Origin of the sequence: Streptomyces sp. NPDC005898 (genome assembly GCF_040629635.1) — a bacterium.
In the GTDB taxonomy this organism is placed as follows: Bacteria; Actinomycetota; Actinomycetes; order Streptomycetales; family Streptomycetaceae; genus Streptomyces.
Map to the genome: position 1 here is coordinate 26,739 of NZ_JBEXWC010000006.1, position 23,419 is coordinate 50,157.

20 protein-coding genes are annotated in these 23,419 nt (G+C 71.1%); 10 read left to right on the forward strand and 10 right to left on the reverse strand.

The window, feature by feature from the left end; translation table 11 throughout:
- Nucleotides 1-2 precede the first annotated feature (2 nt).
- Together ABZ385_RS10585 and ABZ385_RS10590 are read left to right on the forward strand one after the other, a co-directional pair.
- Nucleotides 3-1,952 carry a tetratricopeptide repeat protein gene (locus ABZ385_RS10585; protein ID WP_358910905.1) on the forward strand — a complete coding sequence of 650 codons (1,950 nt, stop codon included), beginning with the start codon at nucleotides 3-5 and terminating at the stop codon, nucleotides 1,950-1,952.
- Nucleotides 1,953-2,343: 391 nt separating this feature from the next.
- Nucleotides 2,344-4,203, forward strand: coding sequence for an APC family permease (locus tag ABZ385_RS10590; RefSeq protein WP_358910907.1), 1,860 nt, complete (start codon nucleotides 2,344-2,346; stop codon nucleotides 4,201-4,203).
- Nucleotides 4,204-4,221: 18 nt separating this feature from the next.
- Here ABZ385_RS10590 and ABZ385_RS10595 read toward each other — a convergent pair whose 3' ends face one another.
- Nucleotides 4,222-6,198 carry an amino acid transporter gene (locus ABZ385_RS10595; protein WP_358580717.1) on the reverse strand — a complete coding sequence of 659 codons (1,977 nt, stop codon included), beginning with the start codon at nucleotides 6,196-6,198 and terminating at the stop codon, nucleotides 4,222-4,224.
- Between the two features lie 411 nt (nucleotides 6,199-6,609).
- On the opposite strand from ABZ385_RS10595, the gene ABZ385_RS10600 reads away from it, so the two are divergent.
- The 5 genes from ABZ385_RS10600 (at nucleotide 6,610) to ABZ385_RS10620 (ending at nucleotide 11,133) form a co-directional block, all read left to right on the forward strand.
- Entirely contained in the window at nucleotides 6,610-7,053 is a 444-nt protein-coding gene (locus ABZ385_RS10600) for a hypothetical protein (protein ID WP_358910909.1), read from the forward strand.
- A 79-nt stretch (nucleotides 7,054-7,132) separates the two neighbouring features.
- Nucleotides 7,133-7,816: an ABC transporter ATP-binding protein gene (locus tag ABZ385_RS10605; RefSeq protein WP_358910911.1), complete on the forward strand. Its 684-nt coding sequence runs from the start codon at nucleotides 7,133-7,135 to the stop codon at nucleotides 7,814-7,816.
- Entirely contained in the window at nucleotides 7,813-10,083 is a 2,271-nt protein-coding gene (locus ABZ385_RS10610; protein ID WP_358910913.1) for an ABC transporter permease, read from the forward strand. Before ABZ385_RS10605 ends, ABZ385_RS10610 begins: the two co-directional genes overlap by 4 nt.
- A gap of 447 nt (nucleotides 10,084-10,530) precedes the next feature.
- Nucleotides 10,531-10,887 (forward strand): PRC-barrel domain-containing protein, encoded by a 357-nt coding sequence (locus ABZ385_RS10615; RefSeq protein WP_358580720.1) that lies wholly within the window; start codon nucleotides 10,531-10,533, stop codon nucleotides 10,885-10,887.
- Between the two features lie 78 nt (nucleotides 10,888-10,965).
- Nucleotides 10,966-11,133: a hypothetical protein gene (locus ABZ385_RS10620; RefSeq protein WP_358910915.1), complete on the forward strand. Its 168-nt coding sequence runs from the start codon at nucleotides 10,966-10,968 to the stop codon at nucleotides 11,131-11,133.
- A 114-nt stretch (nucleotides 11,134-11,247) separates the two neighbouring features.
- On the opposite strand, the gene ABZ385_RS10625 is transcribed toward ABZ385_RS10620, so the two are convergent.
- Both ABZ385_RS10625 and ABZ385_RS10630 read right to left on the reverse strand, forming a co-directional pair.
- A complete protein-coding gene (locus ABZ385_RS10625; RefSeq protein WP_358911135.1) occupies nucleotides 11,248-12,777 on the reverse strand; it encodes an adenosine deaminase in 1,530 nt (509 codons plus the stop codon).
- A gap of 288 nt (nucleotides 12,778-13,065) precedes the next feature.
- The gene (locus tag ABZ385_RS10630; RefSeq protein ID WP_358698497.1) at nucleotides 13,066-13,662 is read right to left on the reverse strand and encodes a TetR/AcrR family transcriptional regulator; all 597 of its coding nucleotides are present in this window, start codon (nucleotides 13,660-13,662) and stop codon (nucleotides 13,066-13,068) included.
- A gap of 133 nt (nucleotides 13,663-13,795) precedes the next feature.
- Between ABZ385_RS10630 and ABZ385_RS10635 the strand changes: the two genes are divergently transcribed.
- From ABZ385_RS10635 to ABZ385_RS10645, 3 genes are all read left to right on the forward strand, one after another.
- Nucleotides 13,796-14,182 (forward strand): nuclear transport factor 2 family protein, encoded by a 387-nt coding sequence (locus tag ABZ385_RS10635; RefSeq protein WP_358580726.1) that lies wholly within the window; start codon nucleotides 13,796-13,798, stop codon nucleotides 14,180-14,182.
- Nucleotides 14,183-14,376: 194 nt separating this feature from the next.
- Entirely contained in the window at nucleotides 14,377-14,877 is a 501-nt protein-coding gene (locus tag ABZ385_RS10640) for a hypothetical protein (protein ID WP_358911137.1), read from the forward strand.
- A 116-nt stretch (nucleotides 14,878-14,993) separates the two neighbouring features.
- Nucleotides 14,994-16,169, forward strand: coding sequence for a spore photoproduct lyase family protein (locus tag ABZ385_RS10645; protein WP_358910917.1), 1,176 nt, complete (start codon nucleotides 14,994-14,996; stop codon nucleotides 16,167-16,169).
- Here ABZ385_RS10645 and menC read toward each other — a convergent pair.
- The 7 genes from menC to ABZ385_RS10680 all read right to left on the reverse strand — a co-directional run bounded on the left by menC (nucleotide 16,153) and on the right by ABZ385_RS10680 (nucleotide 23,385).
- Nucleotides 16,153-17,271: an o-succinylbenzoate synthase gene (gene menC / locus ABZ385_RS10650; protein ID WP_358698493.1), complete on the reverse strand. Its 1,119-nt coding sequence runs from the start codon at nucleotides 17,269-17,271 to the stop codon at nucleotides 16,153-16,155. The genes ABZ385_RS10645 and menC overlap by 17 nt on opposite strands.
- Nucleotides 17,272-17,297: 26 nt before the next feature.
- Nucleotides 17,298-18,068: a GNAT family N-acetyltransferase gene (locus ABZ385_RS10655; protein WP_358910919.1), complete on the reverse strand. Its 771-nt coding sequence runs from the start codon at nucleotides 18,066-18,068 to the stop codon at nucleotides 17,298-17,300.
- A 217-nt stretch (nucleotides 18,069-18,285) separates the two neighbouring features.
- A complete protein-coding gene (locus ABZ385_RS10660; RefSeq protein ID WP_358580734.1) occupies nucleotides 18,286-19,032 on the reverse strand; it encodes a hypothetical protein in 747 nt (248 codons plus the stop codon).
- Between the two features lie 44 nt (nucleotides 19,033-19,076).
- Nucleotides 19,077-21,161: a hypothetical protein gene (locus ABZ385_RS10665; RefSeq protein WP_358910921.1), complete on the reverse strand. Its 2,085-nt coding sequence runs from the start codon at nucleotides 21,159-21,161 to the stop codon at nucleotides 19,077-19,079.
- A 178-nt stretch (nucleotides 21,162-21,339) separates the two neighbouring features.
- A complete protein-coding gene (locus ABZ385_RS10670) occupies nucleotides 21,340-21,813 on the reverse strand; it encodes an ATP-binding protein (protein ID WP_358910922.1) in 474 nt (157 codons plus the stop codon).
- A 103-nt stretch (nucleotides 21,814-21,916) separates the two neighbouring features.
- Nucleotides 21,917-22,336 carry a response regulator transcription factor gene (locus ABZ385_RS10675; RefSeq protein WP_358580742.1) on the reverse strand — a complete coding sequence of 140 codons (420 nt, stop codon included), beginning with the start codon at nucleotides 22,334-22,336 and terminating at the stop codon, nucleotides 21,917-21,919.
- A complete protein-coding gene (locus ABZ385_RS10680) occupies nucleotides 22,333-23,385 on the reverse strand; it encodes a PAS domain S-box protein (protein WP_358580744.1) in 1,053 nt (350 codons plus the stop codon). Before ABZ385_RS10680 ends, ABZ385_RS10675 begins: the two co-directional genes overlap by 4 nt.
- Nucleotides 23,386-23,419: the final 34 nt, after the last annotated feature.

Sequence of the window (23,419 nt, forward strand, 5' to 3'; positions counted from 1 at the left end):
GGGTGAGCGATGAGGCAGCCGCGCTACGGGCACTCACGATACGGACGGGGGCAGCGCACAGCGTCGGCGGCGTGCCGCCGCGCAACCCGCGGTTTTGGGGACGGCGGCAACTCTTGACAGCGCTCGACCGGCGTGTGTCTCAGGCTCCTTGGGGGACGACCGTCCTTGTCGGCCCGTTCGGTGTCGGCAAGAGCCACATCGCCGCTGAGTGGGTGCACGTCAACGCGGCACGATTCGAGTCCGTGCACTGGATCAAAGTCACGGACGGCGTGTTGGTTCACGGGAACCCCGCGTGGGAGGGCGCCCTGCGTGGAGGTGAGAAGCCCTCGCTTGTGGTGGTCGATGGTTTGCGCGGATGCGACTATGACCAGTTCCAGCAGGGTGGGAGGGCCGGGCACGTACTGATCACATCCTCCGGAACTGCGGCCGAGTGGGCCGGTTGGGCGGAGGTCGTGTCCGTCGGTCCTTGGGACAGACAGGAGGCGGTCGACTATCTCCAAAGAAACATCGGCTCGCTCGGTAGCGAGGACGCAGGGCGGATGGCGGCTGTCCTCGGTGATCTTCCCCTGGCACTCGCCTATGCGGAAGCCTGGCTCAAGCGCGGCCGTACAGTCGACGGTTTCCTGAACGCGCTGCGGGCTCACCCGCGGATTGTTCTCGGCGGGGGCGGCCCCGACCACTATCCCGGATCCCTCGTCGCCAGAATCGAAGAGGTACGCGCTTCCCTCGCGGGTACGGACCGGTGGTTGGCCCGCCTGCTGGACGCGGCGGCCCTGCTCGGCCCCACCCCTTTGCCCGCCCGCTCCCTTGGATCGCGCTCGTTGTACCGCCCCGCGGATGACACTCTCAGTACGGAGATCGCTCTCTACCCAACTGAGCTGAACAGGGCGTTCCCGGTCATGGGCAAGTGCGGCCTCAGCTCGTTCGTCGACGCGCTACTGCACGTCAGTCCCGTGTACTGCGCCACCGTGCGCGGCCTCCTTTCTCCGGAAGAGATGAGCCATGCCGCTCGCTGGGCGGATGTTCTGCTGATGGCGTTGGACCCTCGTGACCCTGTGACGAATCGGTGTCCCGCGCCGATGCGATGGCAGCCGGTCCTGCCGTCCTTCCTCGCTCGAGAGCCCCAGGAAGTCGTCACGTGTGAGGCTCTGACCGCGTTGGCCGCAGCGTATGACCACATGTCGGACCTGGGGCGTTGGCAGGCGGTTCTGGAGCGAGTTGAGGCACTGTATCGCCGCGGGCGGGAGTTGTTCTCGGAGGACGACGAGGCTGTCCTGGGCGTTGGCGACGTCCTCCTGCGTGCCTACACCTCCGCACATCGTTATGCCGATGCTGTGAAGTTGGGGGCGGCGCTGCGGGAGCGTCGTGTCTCGGTGTGTGGCCCTATGGCAATCGACACGCTCAAGAGCACATCGGCCATGATCGTCCCGCTGGGTAGTCGTGGAGATGTCGCGGATGCGATCGCACTGGCGCAGAAGACCCTCCAGGCACAGACGAGCCGGCTCGGAGCCGATCACCGGGATACCTTGCTCACCAAGAGCCGTCGCGCCGTTGTGGAAAGGTTGGCAGGGCGTCGTCGGGATGCCGTGGCGACCGGCGAAGCCGTGCTCGAAGAACAGCAACAGGTTTTGGGTCCGACGCATCCTGATGTGCTGTCCACCGCCTACGAACTGGCCTGCGCCTACCACGAGTCGGGTGTACGCACCAAGGAGGCACTCGATCTCTTTGTCGAGACGCTTCGTCTGCAAAGACGAGGGCTGGGTGACGAGCACCCCGCAACGGTTCGTACGGCGTTGGGTTTGGAGCTGGTGCACTTCGAGGTGTACGGGACACTGCAAAGCGTCGAACGCTGCCGGGTGGCGCTGGAGCGACTCAGGCAGGAGTTCGGGGTGGGGGACAGGGACGTCTACCGGCTTGAACAGATTTTCCAATCATTGGGAATGTGCTGGTGAAGGGTGTGCGGTCAGGGCAAGGGGCGCTGGCCTTGGTGACGTCACGCCGACAGGCAATCTTCTTGCGGAGGTGCGCAGACTGCACAAGCACCTCCGTAACGCGGGTGTCGGACTCGCCTCCTCCTACTCACGCGGCAGTGAGGTGATTGGTCGCGCACTGCTGTGACGTATCTCGGCATGCGCCCTGCGCTGGAACAGCCGCTGCACAGCGCCCCGTGCGACTTGTACCCCAACGGCCGACGACTCGCCCCGGCACCGCTCGGCCTACGCCAGCGGCGTCAAGGGGACGTATCGACTCCGCCCCATGGCGTCAAGGAGGCAGAAAGGCGGTGCGGGGACGGGCGGTCCGGGGCGCAGGCTGAGCGGACCAGTCGTGAAAGGGATCAACCCGATGGCCGTCCTGACCACCCCGAACGCCGCCGCTCCGAGCGCCGCCGCTCCGAGCGTTGAGGAACCTCCCGATTCCGCTGCCCGTCACCGGCTGACGGCCCTCACCGGCCTCGCCGCGCTCTCCTTGGACGCCATGGCCTCCGTGGCGTACGGGCCCGAGGCCATCGTCCTCGTCCTGGCCGCCGCGGGCGCCCACGGTCTCGGTTTCACCCTTCCCGTCACGCTCGCGATAGCCGGCCTGCTGGCTGTGCTGGTCGCCTCGTACCGGCAGGTGATCGCCGCGTTCCCCGACGGGGGCGGCTCCTACGCCGTCGCCAAGGCGCACCTCGGCCGCCGTGCGAGCCTGGTCGCCGCCGCTTCGCTGGTCCTGGACTACGTGCTGAACGTGGCCGTGGCGGTCACGGCCGGGGTCGCCGCGCTGACCTCGGCCTTTCCCGCGCTGTACGGGGAGCGGCTGTGGATCTGCCTCGCCGTCCTGGTTCTGATCACCGCGGTGAACCTGCGAGGGATCGTCGACTCGGCTCGCGTGTTCATCGTTCCCACGGCGATCTTCATCGGCGCGATCCTCGTCCTGATCGTCGTCGGCTTCTTCCGCGAGGCCCCCGTGTCCACCGCGGCCTCCTCCGGTCACGCCTCCGTACTCGCGGACAACGCCACCGCCGTCGGCACTCTCCTGCTGCTCAAGGCGTTCGCCGCCGGCTGCTCGGCGCTCACGGGCGTGGAGGCGCTCGCGAACGCGGTGCCCTCCTTCCGCGCCCCGGCCGCCCGGCGGGCGATGCGTGCGGAGACCGCGCTGGGTGTGCTCCTGGGCGGGATGCTGATCGGCCTGTCGGCGCTGATCTCCCGCTTCGGTCTCCAGCCGGTCGAGGGCGTCACCGTCCTCGCTCAGCTCGCCGACGCCTCCCTCGGCCACAACTGGGCCTTCTACGGCGTGCAGTTCGCGACCATGGTGCTGCTGGCGCTCTCGGCGAACACGTCGTTCGGCGGTCTGCCGGTCCTGCTGAAGCTGCTGGCCCGGGACAACTACCTGCCCCACGTCTTCGGGTTGAAGGTGGACCGCCAGGTGCACCGGCACGGCGTGGTGTGGCTGGCCGCGGTCTCGGCGGCTCTCCTGGTGTTCTCGGGCGGCGACACCAACACGCTCGTGCCGCTCTTCGCCATCGGCGTCTTCGTCGGGTTCACGATCGCCCAGACCGGCATGGTGCTCCACTGGCGCGGCGAGCGTGGCCCCCGCCGGGCGGGCAAGGCTCTGCTCAACGGCCTGGGCGCGCTGCTGGCCGGCGTCTGCGCGGTCGTCGTCACGGCCACGAAGTTCCATGACGGGGCCTGGCTGATCGTGATCGCCGTGCCGCTGCTCGTCGCCCTGTTCGAGCACGTCCACCGGACGTATGGACGCATCGGGGAGCGTCTGGGCATCGGCCGGATCCCGGAGCCGCCGCGCCGTCAGCGTTCACTCGTCCTGGTGCCGGTCTCGTCCTTGACCCGGCTGACCAGCGAGGCGCTCACCGCCGCCGTCTCCCTGGGCGACGAGGTGCGGGCGGTGACGGTGTGTCATGCGGACGAGGAGGACCGGGTGACGACCGAGGCGCTGGAGCGCGACTGGGCGTTGTGGAACCCGGGTGTGGACCTCGTCCGCCTGCCGTCCGAGCGCCGCACGCTGGGCCGCCCGATCACCGCGTACGTCCGCGCGCTGGTCGCCGCGGAACCCGGCGCCCGCGTCACCGTGCTCATCGCCGAGACGGAGCCGGAGCGGCGGTGGCAGCGCCTGCTGCAGAACCAGCGCGGCGCGGTTCTCGCCCATGCCGTACGCCGCGACACCGACGCCGTCATCTGCCGGCTCAGGTTCCGCATGGCGCCGTAGCAGCCCACCGCCCGACGGTCAGCCGACGTGCACCCGGGGGCGGCGGTCGGGGTCGGATTCCTGCCTGCGGAGGATCTCGCGGGTGACGGGGGCGGTGTCACCGCGGCCGAGGAGGAAGTAGCGGAACATGTGCTTCAACGGGCTGCCTTCGGCCCAGGCGAAGTAGCAGTGCGGTTGGACGCCCGTGGTGTCGCGCAGGGCGAGGAGGATCGTGGCGATGGCGTTCGGGGCGGCCGGCGCCTCGGCGCGCAGGATCCGGTAGCCGTCGACCTCGAAGCCACGGACGGAGAGGGTTTCGCTGAAGTCGGACGGGTCGACCACGTCGATCTCCAGGAACAGCACGTCGGCCGGTCCGGGGACCGGGTTGTTGCCGCGCTGCTCGCGCTCCTTGTCGCTGTACTCGGCGCTGTCGCCGGCCTGGCGGCGGTTGGCGATGATGTTGATCGACTCGTCGTGGGCGAGGGTGTCGGTGATGAACCGGCGGGCGGCCTCGTCGAAGACGATCCGGTCGGCGCGCAGCTCCGTGGTGCGGGAGACGCGGGAGATCAGCGAGACGAAGATGATGCCGAGGATGAAGAAGCCGGAGATGGTGATGCCGTCGGGCTTGTCGACGATGTTGTAGATCAGGGCGTAGAGCAGGACGAGGGTGAGCAGCGCGAAGCCGACGGCCACCGGCCGGCGGCCGCCGCGCGCCACGGAGAGGGTCACCGCGAAGGCACCGGAGACCATCATGGCGAGGATGCCGGTGGCGTACGCCCCCGCCTGGTGGTCGACGTCCGCGTCGAAGGCGATGGTGATGAGGATGCACAGGGCGGTGTAGACCATGACCACCGGTCGCACCGCGCGCCCCCACTCCGGCGCCATTCCGTAGTCGGGCAGGTAGCGCGGGACGATGTTGATCAGCCCCGCCATGGCGGAGGCGCCGGCGAACCAGAGGATCAGGATCGTGCTGATGTCGTAGACGGTGCCGAACGCCTCGCCGACGTGCTCGTGGGCCAGCCAGGCCAGGGCGCGGCCGTTGGCGCCGCCGCCGGGCCGGAACTCGTCCTCGGGGATGAGGACGGTGGTGACGAAGCTGGAGGCCAGCAGGTAGACGCTCATGATGAGCGCGGCGGTGGTCAGCAGCTTGCGGGCGTTGCGGATCCGGGAGCGCAGCCGTTCCTCGTCGTTCGCGCCGTCGGCGGCCACCAGCGGCATCATGCTCACGCCGGTCTCGAAGCCGGACAGGCCCAGTACGAGCAGCGGGAACGCGAGGAGCGCCGGCGTCACCAGGTCGCCGAAGCCGCCGCCCCCGACCAGGGCGTCCGTCCAGGCCGAGAACGCCCCGGGGGTGGTGAGGACGTGGACCATGCCGACGGCGATGACGACCGCGTTGAGCGCCAGGAAGATGGCGACCAGCGGGATGGCCACGCTCACGGCCTCGCTGAAGCCGAGCAGGAACACCCCGCCGAGGACCAGCAGCAGGACCACCGTGAGGGCCACCTCATGGCCGTGCAGGGCCTCCGGGAAGAAGGGGTTCTCGACCACGTGCACCGAGGCGTCCGCGGTCGACAGGGTGATGGTGATGATCCACGACGTGGCCACGAAGCCGAGCAGGACCAGCACGAACAACTTGCCCCACCAGAACGGGAGCAGGTCCTCCAGCATCGCCACGGACCCCGCGCCGTTCGGGCTCTCCTTCGCCACGCGCCGGTACATCGGCAGCATGCCCAGCAGGGTCAGCGCCACGATCAGCAGTGTCGCCAAGGGGGAAGCGGCGCCGGCGGCGAGCGCGGCGATGGCCGGCACGTAGGCGAGGCTGGAGAAGTAGTCGACGCCGGTCAGGCACATCACCTTCCACCAGGCGTGCGGCTCACCCTGCCCCTCACCGGCCGCCGGTCCGACGGGCTGCACCTGGTGGCGCAGCATCCACCGGGCGAGGCGGCCGGTGGGCTGCGCCCGCAGGGCGGGGCTCTCCACCACCTCGGGCACGGCTGGGCCGTTCACGTCCTTCATGTCCCCCACGTCTCCTCGCTCCCGCGCACTGATCGGCCGGTACAGCGGTGACGGCCTCGTATCGATCACCGAGTATGCGGCCATGCTGTACTACCCCGGTCATCGGGTTGTACGTGTCGGGCCACATGTAGTACGTCCCCGCCTCCGCTGAACGGCATCGCCGGGCAACGGGTGTGCCACAGCACCGTTGCAGCGAATCGCAAGTACCGCGTGGCGTCGCGCATGCGTGGCCATTGCCCCGGCCGCCACGGGCTCGGAAGGCGGGTGCCAGAGGATCGCGTTCGACGCTGGACCCGGCGTGGGGCACCTCACGCCGGAGCCCCGTGTTCGCATGGTGACCGACTGTTAAGCTGCCGTGGCTGCCGATCATGGACATGCGGATAACGGCAGCAAAACAACGGGAGGACATAAGTGAATCGGAAGTTGGCAGTCGGGGCGCTCACCGCTGGGCTCTTCTTCGCGGGGGTAGGGGCAGCATTCGCAGAGGCGAGTGGGGGCGTCGAGGCGGCCGCGTCATGGCACAAGATCCCGACCCGCAAGAGTGGCGGCGTCTCGTTCCACTCGGGCAAGTACAAGTGGGAGCCCGCCGGGCCCAGGACGCACGGTGCCTTCCACTTCAAGGGCTGGCTCAAGGACACCAGTGCCGGTGATGGCCACAACGTGTACGTCCAGGTGAAGGCGGAAGGCCACGACTGGAACCGCTTCAACGGCAAGCAGCGCCAGTCGGTGTGGAAGGACTATCTCGTGTGGGCCCCGGCCGACCGGTACACGGACGACGCCCGGATACGCGCATGCCGTGACCGAGGCTCGTTCCACCCGGACAACTGCTCGCCGACCAAGCGGTACCGGCGATAAGCGCTGCCGGCGACAGTCGCACCACCTTGTGGGCCCCGGTCCTTCGGCCGGGGCCCATCCGGCCCATTGGGGGAAAACAGTGAGTACGTCGGAAGTCCTGGTCGCCGAAGGAGTTGACCTCTCCTACGGCTCCACAGCCGCCGTGCGCGACGCACATCTGAGCCTCGCCCGCGGCGAGGTCGTGGCGATCACCGGGGCCAGCGGGTCCGGCAAGTCGTCGCTTCTGTACTGCCTGGCGGGGGTACTGCCGGTGACTCGGGGGCAGGTGCGCTTCGAGGGGCAGGCGTTCGGAGACCTCGGCGACGAGGAGATCAGCACGCTGCGGCGTGAGCGATTCGGATTCGTTTTTCAGTACGGCGAGTTGCTGCCCGAGCTGACCATCGAGGAGAACACGGCGCTGCCACTGCGGCTGGCGGGTGTTCGTAAGCGTCCCGCGCTGAAGGCCGCTGCCGAGGTTCTTGACCGCCTCGGCATCGTCGAGCTGCGCGAGCGGCGCCCGTCGCAGGTGTCCGGCGGGCAGAGCCAGCGCGTGGCCGTCGCCCGTGCGCTGGTGCACCGGCCCGCCGTCGTCTTCGCGGACGAACCCACCGGCTCGCTCGACAGCGCGAACGCGGACGCCGTGCTGAAGGAGTTCTTGTCCCTGGCCCGCTCGCAGGGCACCGCTGTGCTCCTGGTGACGCATGACCGGACGGTTGCCGCGCAGGCGGACCGCCGCTGCACGATGGCCGACGGTGTCCTCGCCCTCAAGGGGGCATCGGAATGAAGGAGTTCCTGCTCGGGCTGCGGCTGCTCCTCGGCTCCGGGCGCGGCACACGGGCGCGCTTTCTGCTGATGACCGTGGGTGGGTCACTCGGGGTGTGCTGCCTCGCACTCGTCCTGACGATCCCGGCGATCCTCGACGCGCGAGACGGCCGGGCCGCCGACCGCGCCACCGTCGTCTTCCCCGGCAAACCCGAACGCGACCGAACCCTGGTGCTGGAGCGGTCCGACCCGCACGGCTCGAAGCCCTTTCACCGGGTCTTCATCGCCCGCGGCACGGTCGACACTCCGAAACCACCGGCGGGCCTGAGCGAACTCCCCTCTCCGGGCGAGGTGTTCGTCTCCCCGGCTCTGCGTGACCAACTCAAGCGTGAGCCCGCCTTGAAGGGGCTGCTGCCCGGCCGGCAGAAGGGGACCATCTCCCCGGCGGGACTCACGGACCCCAACGAGCTGTACGCGTACGTCGGCACCGACCGCTCCAAGCTCACCGGGTTCGGTGCGACCCGCGCCCTGAAAAGCTTCGGTACCGGCTACGCGCCTGTGCCCGCCATCGAGCCTTCCACCCTCGACATTCTGCGCTTCACACTGGGCACGCTGGTTCTCCTGCCGCTCACGGTCTTCCTTTCCGTATGCGCCAAGCTCTCCGCCGCCAGCCGCAACCGCCGTCTCGCCGCGCTGCGCCTGCTCGGCCTGAGCGCCAAGGGCACCCAGCGGGTCAACGCCGCGGAGACCGTCGCCGCCGCACTGCTCGGCGCGCTCCTCGGCCTCGGTGAGTTCTGGCTGCTGAACCAGGTCATGGCCAGGACCGGGCTGCCGGGTCTCAAGTGGTATCCGGCCGATGGCGCGCTGTCCGCCACCACCCTCGCCGTCTGCCTGCTCGGCTGCCCGGCCCTGGCCTGGTTCGTCGGCCGCGCGAGTGCCCGGGCGGCTGCCGCAAGCCCGCTCAGTACGCGCCGTACGGCGGCCCCCCGCGCACCCCGCGTCTGGGGCGGCCTCCTGCTCGTCACCGGCCTCGGCATCGTCACCGGCTACTGTCTGACCGGCCTCACCGACCGTCCGGCCCAGACGACGGGCATCAACACACTGCTGGTCCCGCTCGGCGTGCTGCTCACCGGCCTCGGGCTCGTCCTCACGATGCCGCTCCTGTCGTACCTCCTCGCCAAGCGCCTGGCCCGCTCTTCCTCTCTCACCCTGAATCTGGCCATGCGCCGCAACGAGGTCGAACCCGGCAGCGCCATGCGCGTCGTCACCGGGCTGGTCCTCCTGGTCTTCTCCGCGTCCCTGGCTCAAGGCGTCCTCGTCGAGGAGGACCAGATCCTGCGGCCCAGTTCGCCCTCCCAGGAGTACGGCCTGTCCCTGTCGGGCCTCAGTAAGGACCAGCAGAACAAGCTCCGCGACATCCCGGAGTTGCGCGCACACGCGATGGTGATGGAGCCGCCCTTCGATCCCCAGGCCGAGGGCCCGCGCATTCCCGCCCGTGCCCTGGTCGCGACCTGTGGCCAGCTCGCGAAGATGGTGCGCCGTCTGGAGGGCTGCGTGGACGGCACGCCGCTCCGTCTCACCGACCCCGCGGTCACCGAGGAGCCCGTCGCCCCCTCCACCGTCCACCTCCGGCAGGGTGACCACCGCACGTCCGTGAAGCTCCACGTGCCGCGCCGGCAGGCCCTGTACTGGGGCTACGACATCACCTCTGTCGACGCGCCGGTCCTCTACCCGCCGTCCAAGCTGCCGCCCGGTGCCCTCCCCGCGACCGGCAGCCTGATCCTTGCCAGCGCGTCCGATCCCGAGACCGTCAGAACGGTGCTCGACCGCATCGGCGCCATCGTGCCCACCGCCGATGTCGACCCCGTCGGCATCAACATCGACGCGCTTCAGCAGATCACCGTCATCGAGACCCTGCTCGCTGTCGGCATGATCATGGGCCTGGTGATCGGCGTCGCCGCCTTCCTGGTCTCCGTCACCGACCGTGCGGTAGAGCGCCGTGCGCAGGTCACCGCCCTCTCCCTCATCGGAGCCAGGCCACGTACGCTGCGGCTGGTCCAGTGCGCCCAGGTGGTGCTGCCCCTGGCCCTCGGACTGGTCCTCGCGCTGGTCACGGGAAAGTTGGCTGAGTCCTCCTACCTCGTCACAGGCGGCGGAGAGGTCCTCTGGGACGGCGCGGGCATCCCCCTGCTCACCGTGGCTGCGCTCGCCGTCCTGATCGTGGCGGTGCTCGGCACGCTGCCCCTGGTCGGGCGTCGGATCAATCCCGAATTGATCCGACGCGACTGAGCCGTGGCGTGGCGGAGCATGTCCTTGACGCTCTGAGCGCCTGACGGACGGCTCCCCGTCGGGCCCGAAGGGCTTCCTCGTCGGGCACCTCGATGACGACACACCGGGCCCCCGCGGCACCGATGGCCGCAGTGTTTCAGGGAAGCTGCGGCTGCGCATGTTTCTCCGGCAACAGGCGAGTCCCCCCGTGCCTCACCACCGGCCGGGCCGTCCGGGCGGCGAAGGCGAGGCCTTCTGCAGGGAGGTCCGGGTGGTGGGCGTCCGGTCCAGGGCCAGGTAGCAGGGGGTGCGGGTGTCGGCGATGATCAGGAGAGGGGGGTGTGGTCGCCCCGTGTGCGCGGCATTGTGTGCTCTTCGGGGTGTGACGTTCCCCAGGCAGGTAAGGAGGGAGGAGCGAGAGAAAGACGAGGCAGCGGTCTTCAGCTGGCCCGAGACGAAGGGGACCCCGTGTTCGAGGCGGAAGACATCAGGGAGTGGCGCGGCCACGATGTGGTCGACCACGAGCGGCACAAGATCGGCGCGCTGGAGGCGGTCTACGTCGACACCGCCACCGACCAGCCCGCGTTCGCGACCGTGACGGTCGGCCTGCCGACCCGGCACCGGCTGGTCTTCGTCCCCCTGGGCGGTGCGACGGTCGGTCCGGGATATCTGAAGGTCGCCTACGACAAGAAGCTGGTCAAGGAAGCGCCCTCGATCGACACGGACGGCGAACTGCTCGCGGAGGACGAGAAGACGGTCTTCGCGCACTACGAGCTGGTCTACCGCACGGGCGCGGGTGGCGAACGCCGCCTCGCCCGCCGCTGACACCCCCACCGACCCCCCTCCTGCCGACTTCTCCCACCGACTCCCCTCACCGATTTCCCCCACCATGAGGTGACGCAGATGGCTCTTTTCCTCCTGCTGGTCATTGTGGCCATCGTCCTCGGCATCATCGGGCTGGTGGCCAAGGGCCTGTTCTACCTGCTGGTCATCGGGGTGGTGGTGCTCGTCGCCGACCTCGTCCTCCTCGGCCTGCGCCTGGGGCGCCGCCGCAGGCGCCTGCCCAGGTGACGTGGCGCATGGCCCGTAGGCCGTCGGGGCTCCCTCTTCGTACGCCGGCACCCCCTGGGAGAGGGGGTGCCGTTGTGGTTCGTAGGGGTCGACAGGCCGCTGGTGGTGCGGGCGTCAGGCCTTGGTGCCCGCCCGGCTCTCGAAGTGGCGGAACGCGGCCTCCTGGCGCCACTGCGCCGCAGCCTTCGGGCTGCCGTTCAGCAGGTGCTCGCACCGCGCGGCAGGCTTCGCCGCGCCGGGCCGGCCGGTGTCACACACACCGGTGAGGCGGTAGCCCTCCTGGGTGGGGTTGCCGCGCCAGAGGCTCTTGCCGGGCAGGAAGGCGTACTCCAAGGAGGCGCGGGCCAGGTCCTTCAGCTCGGGGTAGGACAGGTCGTAGGTCTGGGCGGCGTACTGGTACTCGCGGCTGATGTCGGTGCGGCTGACCCCGGGATCGTCGGTGGCCAGGACCACGGGGACGCCGAAGCGCCGGTAGGTGGGGAAGGGGTGGTCGGGGCCGCGTACGCCGAGGATCTGGGCGTTGCTGGTGAGGGGGACCTCGACGGCGATCTCCCGGCCGGCCATCGTGCGTGCCGTCTTCTGCCAGTGGTCCTCGTGCACCAGGTCCACGCCGTGACCGATGCGCTCGGCCCGTGCGGTGTTCACCGCTTGCCCGATGTGCGACTTCAGCTCTTCCGGCTTGACCAGGCCCGGCCACAGCTCGCCCGCGTGCAGGGTGACGTGCGCCTTGGGGTAGACCTTGCGCAGGTAGTCGATCATCCGCATGTGCAGGGAGTAGTTGCGCAGGGCGTTCTTCTCGTCCTCGGGCTGGACGAGGTTGACGGCCACGAACCGGCCGTCCCGCTCGGCCAGTCGCATGCCCAGCGCCAGCTGGGTGAAGACCCGCTGGGAGGGGCCGGTCCGCCCGACCTGGGCGATCCACCGCACCGGTAGGTCGCAGCCGGGCCGGGCCTTCTTGGTCCCGCAGTGGTTCGCGGCACGGAACTGCGCGTCGGTGCCGTCGGCTTCCTTGCGGGCCGCCGCCACGACCTTGTCGAGCTTGCCGCCCGCGGTGAGCTTTCCGTGCAGCCGGGCGAGGTCCTTGTGCCAGCCGACCTCGTCCGCCAGCCGGTTCGTCTCCTCGGAGGCCGGGCTGACCATGGTCTCCAGGTAGAACTGGTTCTGCTCCGCCATGCCGTTGGCGACCTCCGCGAGCATCCTGCCCCGGTGGTCCCACGTGGCCCTGCTGAACTTCTGGAACGTGTCGAAGAAGTGGTCGTGGCCGTTCCCGCCCCGCGGGAAGTCCTGCATCGACCAGGCACGCACGATCGCGGCGCGGAAGTCCCGGTCGGTGCGGGCGTCGGCCGCGGGGCGGGCGCCGGCCCCGCACGGCGCGTCCACGGCCGTCATCGTGGCGTCGACGCACAGCCCGCTCCGGGCGGCCAGTTCCACCAGGTACTCCGTCGTCACCGCCCCGGAAAGGTGATTGTGCAGGTCGGCGCCCTTGGGCAGCCGGTGGAAGAAGTCCCGCAGCCGTCGCGGGTCACCTCCTGCGCGGAGGGCCTCCAGGCGCCTCGCCGCTCGCTCCTCCGAGGCGGTCGACGTACGTACGGGAGGTTCCGCCCCTCGTACGTGGCGGGGAGAGGCGTCCGCCGCGCCGGCCACCGAGGGCGACAGCAGGGGGCAGAGCACCAGGGCGCTGAGAGTGGTGGCGGTCAGGACACGGCCCCGGGACGCGGAGCGCAAGGCGAAGTGAGTCACGCGGCATGGTCACCACACGAGAGCGGCTGCCCGTCGCTCACGCGGCGGCACCGGGCGGCCAACCACCCGGACGGGTGGCGCACGCGTCAAACCACCGTGCGCCGCGTGCGCCGCGTGCGCCCACCGGGCTTCCGTATGAGCGCCTTAGCCCTCGCCTTCGCCATGAGCGCCTTCGTCTTCGCCGGTCAAAGGTCAGCGGTCAAGCTGCGGCTCCCCGAGGAGTTCCGCGACGAGTCCACGGACGTACGCCTCGTCCGTACCGGGGATCGAGAAGACCACCCGGAAGTAGAGCGGCGCGATGATCCGGTCCAGGACCTGCTCCAGGGACGGGGACGGGGGCCGCGGTGAGTGCGCGTCGCCTCGCTGCCGCGCCGTGTCGAGGATGGGGCGGAAACGCTCGCTGACCCTGCGCAGGCACTCGCGCAGCCCGTCGCGCCGCTCGTCGACGTCGGACGCGACCTCGGCGCGGAAGAACGCGATGCCGCCGGGCCGGGACAGCTCCGTCAGCGTCCAGAGCGCCTGGTTCTCCAGGTCGGCGCGCAGGTCGCCGAGGAGCGGGGGCGCGCCGTCCTCGCCGCGATGCTGGGCGACATCGGCCAGGAGCGCGGCGAGCGTGCCCCAACGACGGTAGAGAGTGCTGGAGTTGACGCCCGCGCGCTGGGCCACGGCGGGGAGGGTCACCTGGTCGGCGCCGCGCTCGGCCACCAGCGCGACCACGGCGCCGTGTACGGCGTCACGGACGCGGGTGCTGCGGCCACCGGGCCGCTTCGTGGATGCGTCGGTGTTCACCCCTCCATCCTAAAGCGAAGGGTTGTGCGTTAGCGGGCAGTGTGCCTACAGTCGCACTAAAGCGGAGATCACCGCTTTAGTGGCGCGGACGCAGCGCCGCGCATCCCGCTTGCAGTGCCAGGAAGGGAACGCCATGTCCAGCAACGAAGCCGCTGCCGCCCTCGGACGCAGCTTTCACCGGGCCCTCGTCTCACGCGACTGGGCCGGCATCCGCGCTCTGTTGCACGACGACGCCACATGGACCCTGCCCGGCGACAACACCGTCTCCGGTGTGGCCGAGGGTGCCGACGCCGTGGTGGAGCGCGCTCGGCGCATCGCCTCGTACGGCCTCGACTTCACGTTGCTGCACATCCTGGTCAGTCGGGAGAACGTGGCGCTCTCCCTGCACAACACCGCGCGCCGGGAGGACGCGGTGCTGGACGAGCACCTGGCCACGGTGTGCCGGCTCCGCGACGGGAAGATCGCGAGTATCGAGACCTATCTCTCCGACGTGCCCGGGATGAACGCCTTCTTCGTCTGAAGCCTGAGGCCTGAGGCCTGAAGGCTTCCCGCTCGGGGGCACGCTGTGGGGGCGGGAGGCGGCCCGCCCGATAGGCTTCCGACAGCCGCGGCCCGGCCCGGGGCCGCAATTCGCGTAGGGGACAAGCAACGCCGATGGCCAGCCGGATACCGTCCTGGATCAGTGTGTCAGGCCTTACCGTGTCAGCGTTGGCCGTGGTTGCGGTACTCGCGATGCAGGCCGAGGGATCGACTCCCGAGCCCACCGCCCGCAAAGAGCCCCGGGCGAAGGCGAGTACGCCGGGCCCTGGCGGCGAGAAGCGCGAAACGCCGCACCTGCTCCCGAAGGAATCGGGGGAGGGGAAGCGAGTCGTCTATTCCCTGGGCCGAGACCGCGTATGGCTGGTCGGCGGCAGCGGAGACAAGCCTTTCGACACCTTCGCGGTGTGGCCGGGGTCGGTCCGCCCGGGTGTGGGTGAGCACAAGGTGACCGGCCTGCGGGACGCGACCGTGGGCAGCGACGGGGTTCCGGTCGTGCGGGTCGTCTACTTCTCCCGTGCCGGTGGCTCGGCGGCCGCGTTTTCCGCCGCGCGGGACGGGGCGTCGCCTGAACCGGTGCCGAGGAAGAAGACCGGGGCCATACGTCTGCGGACCGATGACTCCAAAAGCCTTTGGGGCTTCGTGAAAGTCGGGACAGACGTTGTGGTGGTGCGCTGACGGGCAGCGTCGGCATCTCGCGGCTCCGCCGGAGTGCGAGAGGTCCCGATCAGCGGGAGAGTAGAGGGCGTAGTGCGCCGGGCTATCGCGCGCGGCGGAGATGACAAGGACGGCACGTGGAGCGGTCAGCGGCGGGAGGCGGCCCGGGGGAGCCCGAGCAGGAGCCGCTCTTCGAGTGGGCGGAGACCGCGGCGGCGCCGGGCGCCGACGAGGCGTTCCGGGACAGTCCACAGGCGCGGCGCATGCTCGACGTACGCGAGGTGTACGCGGAGCCCGCGGCCCTGGACTCGCCGCGCGGGCGACAGATCATGGCCCGGCTGCCGGGCGTACGCGTGACCGAGGTGGCCGGCCACTGGCGCATCCCCTCCCTGCACGGCAACGACGGCAATGTCGAGCGCTGGGTCCGGGTCAAGACCGAGACGCTCGTGCTCGGGGTCAAGCGGCAGCTCGTGACGCGGCCCAACGGCAGGTCGGCCGACTGGATCGCCCCTGGACCCTCCAACGGGTGCGCGATGTCCTGCGCCTACTGCTACGTCCCGCGCCGCAAGGGGTACGCCAACCCCATCACCCTGTTCACCAACATCGAGGCGATCGTCTCCCACATCCGGCGCCACGTGCGGGCCCAGGGGCCCAAGACGGAACCCAACCAGTGCGACCCCGACGCCTGGGTCTACGACATCGGTGAGAACGGCGACTGCTCCGTCGACGCCCTGGTCAGCGACAACACGGCGGACCTCGTCGCCGCGTTCCGCGCGCTGCCGACGGCGAAGGCGTCCTTCGCGACCAAGTTCGTCAACCCCGACCTGCTCGCCCTGGACCCCCGGGGCCGTACCCGGGTGCGCTTCTCCGTGATGCCGCCCGACGACGCCCGGCTGCTGGACATCCGCACCAGCCCGGTCGCCGAGCGGATCGCCGCGGCCGCCGACTTCCTCGACGCCGGCTACGAGGTCCACTTCAACCTCTCGCCCGTCGTCCTGCGCCCGGGATGGGAGCGGGCCTGGGCCGAGCTGCTCACCCACCTCGACGACGTGCTGCCCGCCCGCGTGAAGGAGCAGGCGGCGGCCGAGGTCATCATGCTCACCCACAACCAGGCGCTCCACGAGGTCAATCTCGGCTGGCACCCCCGCGCCGAGGAGGTGCTGTGGCGGCCCGACATCCAGGAGCCGAAGCGTTCGCAGAACGGCGCCCTCAACGTGCGCTACGCCCTTGAGGTCAAGCAGGAATCCCTCACGCGGCTGCGGCGCCTGCTCGCCGAGCACGCGCCCTGGCTGCGGATCAGGTACGCGTTTTGAGCCACTCCTCGGCCGTGGTCACCCGTTTGAGGATCTCGGGGAGCGGATCGACGCCGATCCCCGGCGCGGTGGGTACGCGGAGGTGTCCGTCGGCGAGCGTGAAGGGCTCGGTGATGTCGGTGGCGAAGTAACGGCCGGACGCGGAGGTGTCGCCGGGCAGGGTGAAGCCGGGCAGGGCGGCCAGCGCGACGTTCGCGGCGCGGCCGATGCCGGTCTCCAGCATGCCGCCACACCACACCGGGACGCCGTGGGCGACGCACAGGTCGTGGATGGCCTTGGCCTCCAGGTAGCCGCCGACACGGCCCGGTTTGATGTTGATGACGGAGGCGGCGCCCAGGATGATGGCCGCGGCGGCGTCCTCGGCGGACTCGATCGACTCGTCCAGGCATACGGGCGTACGCAGTCGCTCGGCGAGGGCGGCGTGCTGGACGAGGTCGTCGTCGGCCAGGGGCTGTTCGATCAGCAGCAGGTCGAAGGCGTCCAGCCGGGCCAGGTGGCGGGCGTCGGCCAGGGTGTAGGCGGCGTTGGCGTCCACCTGGAGGAGCAGGTCGTCGCCGAACCGCTCCCGTACCGCGCGGACCGGCGCCACGTCCCACCCCGGCTCGATCTTCAGCTTGACACGGACGTACCCCTCGTCGATGAACCCGCCTACGGCGTCCAGGAGTTCGGGTACGGAGTCCATGATGCCGACCGAGACGCCGCAGGGCACGCGGTCGCGCCCCGCGCCGAAGAAAGAGCCGAACGACTGCCCCGCAGCACGCAATTGCGCGTCGAGCACCGCCGTCTCCAGCGCCGCCTTGGCCATCTTGTGGCCCTTGAACGGCTTGAGTGCACGCTTGACCGCGTGCGCGTCCGCCACGGCCGGGAGCGCCGGGACGAGGAAGCGGCGCAGCACGTCCGCGGCCCCCTCGACGTACTCGGAGCAGTAGCGCGGTGCGGACATCGCCACACACTCGCCCCACCCCTGGGCGTCCGGGGTGACCACGCGTACGAGCAGGACGTCGCGGGCGGTCTCGGTGCCGAAGGAGGTGCGGAACGGCGAGCGCAGGGGCATCGCGATCCGCCGCAGCTCAACTCCGGTGATCTGCAGGTTGGTCCGCATGGTGATCGGCTCCTCCGGGGGGCGGGTCACGCGGTGGCGCCGCGCGTGACGACATAGCTGGTGCGGGCGTGGAAGCCGGTGACGCGGGCCCCTTCGGCGAGGAGGCCGCCGAGCACCTCGCGCATGGCCAGGCGCCACGCCTTGGCCGCGCCCGGATCGGTGCGCCGCAGCGACTCGATGTCCGGCGGTACGTCGACCAGGACGGTCGCGGCGTCGCTGTGGCCGACGACGGGCAGGCCCTCTCGCTCCCACAGCACGGTCGGGGCGTCGGCGGGGACCACCACGGCGTCGTCCCGGCCGTCGGAGTGGTCGGGATGCCCGGGGCGGTCCAGCTCCCAGACGACCAGGGCGCGGTCCGTGTCGTCGCCGCCGTTGATCGCGTCGTCCATGCGGCCGTAGAAGCTGGTGAGGTACTCCACCGGGCGTCCGCCGAGCTTGGCCAGGTTGAAGTGGGCGTTGCGCCGCACCAGTGGGTCGAAGGTCCAGGTGATCCGGCGCAGGCCGCGCGCCAGCGCCCACTCGCGCTGGTGGTGCTTGAGGGCCGGCCCCGCCCGGCGGCCGGGCAGCGCGCCGGTGACGTGCGAGTGCAGCGACTCCCCGACGGGCGCCGCGAAGAACGCCACGGACGCGCCGACCAGGCGGCCGTCCTCGAAGGCCCCGGCGACGTAGTTGCCGGCGTGCGCGAGGGCCCGCATCTGCTCGACGCTCACGGGGGAGCTGCCGGGAGCGCTGCCCCAAATGCCCTCGAACAGCGCGACGACATCCTCCAGTTCGCCCAGTTCGTGCAGCTCGCGCACGACGAGACCGTGCGCCGTCCGAGCTGTCGGTGCTGTCGGTGCTGTCGGTGCTGACTGAGGTGCCTGAGATATCTGCGTTGCGTCGACGTTCATCGGGCGGCCTCCTGGACGAGGGCGGTCAGGAGTCGGGTGCGGGTGGCCCTCTCCGCGACGACCCTATGCGCCTGGCCGGCCGGCGCGCCGCCGGTCTTTCGCCGCGGCGGGCCGCCCGCGTCGGCTACGCGCCGGGGAAGTACCGGCCGAAGGACGACGAGTCGACCGCCATGGGGCCCGCGAACGGCTGGTCGAGCTGGTGGATGAGCAGCACGGTCAGGGTGATCAGACTGGTCAGGCCCATCACCATGACGACATGGGTGGTGTTGCGCTGGATGCCGAACATGAACATGAAGGCGACGGTGAGCAGCCCGCCGGTCACCAGGCCGAACCACAGGACCGGCGACAGTCCGTCGCGCGCGTCCGCCTCCCGCCCCCGGCGCGCGTCGTCCAGGGCCCACAGCTGGGCCATGACCTCTTGCGCGGTGGCCTGTTCGATGGTCTTGGCGTCGGGGCGCAGCTGGTTCGCGCCCCGCACGTCCTGGAGGAGACGCCAGCCTTCCTCGGGCAGGGGTTCCCCCGCCGCCAGGGCCGGCAGCTCCACGCGGACCGTGTGCCGCACGTAGCGCGTCACGCTGTCGCGCAGGCGCAGCGCGTCGGGCGCCGGGAGGGTCTCGGCGAGCTGGTAGATCTCGTGGGCCGCGCTCGCCTCCTCGCGCACGTGCTCCTCCGCGCTGGAGCGGCCTTCCCAGACCGACACCAGGGAGAGCCCCAGCAGCAGCGCGTACAGCACGCCGACCATCATCGCGATGTACTCGGCCACGTCCTCCCGCGGCTCGCTGTCGTCGTTCGGCCAGTAGCGGTGGCGCAGGAGTACGGCTGCGGCGGCCAGGAGGGAGACGCCCAGGACGAGCGCGATCGTGCCGATCATCAGTGCCCTTTCTGCGTCCGGCGCGGCGACAGCGGCGCCCCGGCTCACTTCAGACGGGAGCCGAGGAGGATCGCCGCCAGGATGGCCGGAACCATCACGAGGAACAGGAGGGCCGCCAGACCGACCCCGGTGGGGCCGTGCCCCGGACGATAGAGGTGGTCCATGAGCGGCACACCTCGGGAGGCGCGTCGCGGCTGCTCCGGGGTCACCTTGCGGGCGTCGGGGTCCACTACGGGTGGTGGGACCACGCCGGGCGGTACGGCCACTCCGGGTGGCAGAGGCGGCGGAGCGACTCCGGGCGCCAAGGGCGGCGGGCCGATCCCTGGCGGCAGAGGCGGGGGAGCCACTCCGGGCGGGGGAGCCACACCCGGTGCCGGGGGCAGGGCGAGACCGGGCGGTACGGGCGGGAGAGCCGCTCCCGGCAGGAAGGGCGGCGGGGCCATCCCGGCCGGGAAGGGGCGCGGGGCCACTCCGGGGGGAAGGGGCGCGGCCGCTCCCGGGGGCAGCGGCGGTGCGGCCGCTCCGGGCGGCGGGGGCGGTGGGGCCGCGCCGGGTCCCAGGGGCGGTCGGGCGGCGGCCCCGGGCGAGACGAGGAGCGGGGGATTCCCGCCCGACCGGGGAGCGGGGGCCGCGTCCGCCGGGCCGGGGACCGCGCCTGCTGAGGCGGGGGCCGGCGCCGACGTGGCCGGGAGTCGCAGGAGGGCCGGCGGGGTGAGCGGCGCGATCAGGGGAGTGATCAGAGGGGTGGACCCCGGCGCCCCGGGAGCGGACCCCGGTACGGATCCTGGCGCCCCCGGTACGGATCCCGGTGCCCCTGGTGCGGCCCCCGGCACTCCCGGGGCGGAACCCGGCGCCCCCGGAGCGGTCCCGGGCCGCCCGGACAGGGGAGGCGACTGGGCGTTCCCCTGCCCGCCGGGGGTTCTGGAACCGGACGCAGGAGGCGCGGCCCGCTGCCCGTCCCGACCTCGGGGCGCGGGCGCGGGCACCGACGCGGGCGTACGCCCGGCCGGCGCCGGAGTCGGAGCAGCAGCCGGGGGCGGCGGCGGAGGCGGGACCGGTACGGGCGCAAGGGTGAACCGCGCCGAGGACCGCGCGGTGAGGAGCGGCGGAGGCACGAGCGCACCGGTGGCTCCCAGCGTCGCGGTGCGGTCGCCGGCCACCGCCAGGCCACTGCTCACATAGGTGCCCGGCGCCGCACGGGCCTGGGCACGACATGACGCGGAGCGCCCGGGAGCGAGCTGCGGCACGACGGGACGGCCGCCCCCGCAGTCGACGGCCTTCGCCTCCGGCAGCGCGTCGCTGACCCGAACGTCGTACAGGGGCAGATCCCCGCGATTGGCCACGACGTACTGGATGACCCCGACCTGCTGACTGAGCCCGGCCTGCCGCACGGGGCTGCCCTGCTGCACGGGGCCGGTCCGCCGCACTTGGGCCGCCTGCCGCGTGACACCGGCTCGCTGCCCGACGCCGACCTGCCGCACGAGATCGGCCCGCTGTACGAGGTCGGTCTGCTGCATGACGCTGACCTGCGGCACGAGGTCGGCCCGCCGCACGAAAGCCGCCTGCCGCACCAGGTCGCCCCGTCGCCCAAGAGCCCCCCGCCGCACGACTCCGGCCGGCCGCATGGCGCCGGTCGGCTCGGTGACGGCGGCCGTCTGCGTGAGGGTCAGGACGCCCCCGACCCCCCGGTACCCCGCCCGCGTACGGGCTCGGGAGAGCGTGTTCAGGGACGGGACGCGGCCGACGGCCGTCACGTCGTTCACCCGTACCCCGGGGAGCGCCCGGGTCCGGGCCGTGCACGTGGTCGAGCTGAGGCCGCGCAGCATCCGCACCGTGGGGCGACCCCCGCAGGTGACGGCCGTGCCCGGGGGCAGCCCGGGGTCGCTCACCCGTACGTCGTAGAGGTCGGCCCCCGTGCGGTTGATCAGACGGTAGACGGCGTGCACGGGGTCGCCGACCCGGATGCCGGGTCGCAGTGCCCCCGTACCCGGCCGGGAGTTGATGTGCACGTGCAGGGCCAGGCCGCCGTTTCCCGCGCCGTCGGCCGTCGCGCGCCCGCTGCCGGGCACGGCGATGACGCAGACCAGAATCAGCAGTGCGGACAGGTGCACAGGCCACACGTGCTTCATTCGCCCGCGAGTACGCATGCCGCCCATGCTCGACGACGATCACATCCCCCGCCGGTCGGAACGCGCCTGCCCTCGCCCTTGCGGTGTGATAATCACTCTCATGGCAGCAGGCGGTGGCCTCGCTCCCAGGGAACGTCACGGCGCCCGGACAACGTTCACATGGTTCCGGGCCGTGCGGTCACGGATGGGGACCGGTCGCGTGCCCGTCCGGGCCGTCGGTCAGTTCCAGCATCGCGGTGACGCGCTTGCCCGAGGGCTCCCGGTGCACCTGGAAGTTCCGGCACACGGCCATCACGACTTCCAGGCCGTGCCCCCCGATGCGGTGCGGATCCCGTGCCGAGACCGCGGGCAGGGCGGTGTTGCTGTCCCGAACGGTGATCTCGATGATGCCGCCCCGCACCACGAGGGTGAGCAGACACGGTCCGGGCGCGTACTTGCGGGCGTTGGTCACCAGCTCGCTGACCACCAGTTCCACCGTGCCCATGGCCCGGCCGGACACCGGGAGCCCGTGCAGGGACCGCACCTCCGTCAGGAAGTCTCTGGCCAGATGCCGCGCGGTCGCGATCCCCTCACTGCCCTCGAACAGCCGGGAGACCGCCAGGGGTCCCTCGGCCGTCGGCTCTCGCCCGTCATCGTCCGCCGTCTGATCCATACAGTCCGCCTTGCTTCCCAAGCAGCCCGGCCTCACGCGGACCGACTACCCCCATAACCCCGCACAACCCTGTCAGGTGGTCCAGCGGCTTCGGCCGTTGGGTTCAGCGGGGCTCCGCCGCCCGGCGCAGTGCCGCGACGAGTACCCGATTGCTCGCGCCCTTGAGGACGTACTCGACCACGCCGGCGCTCTTCATCTCCTCGACGGAACCGTTGTCGTCGTACGCGGAGAACGCCACGACGCGGCTCGACGGCGAACACCGTCGGATGCCCCGGGCGACGCGGGGGCCGCCGCCGGGGAAGCGGACGTCCAGGACCACGAGGGCCGGCCGGTGCCGGGCCGCGAGCCGCAGCGCCTGCTCGCCGTCGCGTGCGGTGCCCACGACCTCCAGGCCGGGCTGTGCGCCCACGACCTCGGCCAGGGCCTCCAGGAGCAGGGCGTTGTCATCGCACAGGAGCACGCCGAGCGGCGGGTGGGAACGGTCGTCCGCGGCCGACACGCCCGCCGCGCCCGCCGTGGTCACGGCATGATGTCCGGCGGTGGCGGCGTCGGGAGATGGTTCGGCACCCAGAACTCGACCGTCGTCCCCGTTCCGGGGCGGCTGTGCATGGACCACCATCCTCCTGCCGTCTCCGCTCTCTCCCGCATCTCGATGACCCCGAAGTGATCCCGGGCCCCGTCCGGTGACCGGGGGGTGCCTGTCCCGTCGTCCACGACGCGCGTCACGATGCCTCCGTCGGCCGAGCGCACCCGGACGTCCACGCGGCTCGCGCGCGCGTGCTTGTGGACGTTCAGCAGCGCCTCCTGAACGATACGGAAGATGGTGATGGCTGTCTCGGGGGTCGGTTCACGCTCCAGCTCGTGCTCGAACGAGTACGCCATTCCCCAGGACGAGCCCACGACGTCGGCCAGGTGACTGGAGAGCCCCTCGATCAGGCCGTGCCTGTCGATCCCGGGCGGATGCAACCGGAAGGTCAGACTGCGGAGCCGGCCGATCGCCTCGCGCACCGAGGCGTCGAGGCGCTCCAGTTCCGGGGCGTACGACTCGGGCACCCGCTCCGCCAGCAGCTCCAGCCGCATGGCGACGGAGACCATGGCCTGGATGGAGTCGTCGTGGACGTCCCACGCGATGCGCCGCCGCTCCGTCTCCTGGGCCTGGACCAGGTGGTCGAACAGTCGCCGCCGCTCGCTGAGCGCGTGCTGCGCGGCCCGTCGCTCGGACATGTCCCGGGTGACCTTGCCGAACCCCTGGAGCACGCCCTCTTCGTTCCACAGGGCGGTGATGACCACGTTCGCCCAGAACCGGGAGCCGTCCTTGCGGACGCGCCAGCCCTCGTCCTCCAGCCTGCCGTCGGCCACGGCGGTCTCCAGCTCCCACTGGGGCTTGCCCGACGCCTGGTCCTCGGGCGGGTAGAAGACCGAGAAGTGCTCGCCGAGGATGTCGGCGGCGCTGTACCCCTTGATCCGCTCCGCCCCGGCGTTCCAGCTGATGATGTGGCCCTGCGGGTCGAGCATGAAGATGCCGTAGTCCAGCACCCCTTGGACCAGCAGGGTGAAGGCCGCCTCCGACATGGGGGCGGCCTGCTTCCGGGCGCGCTTGTGGTGA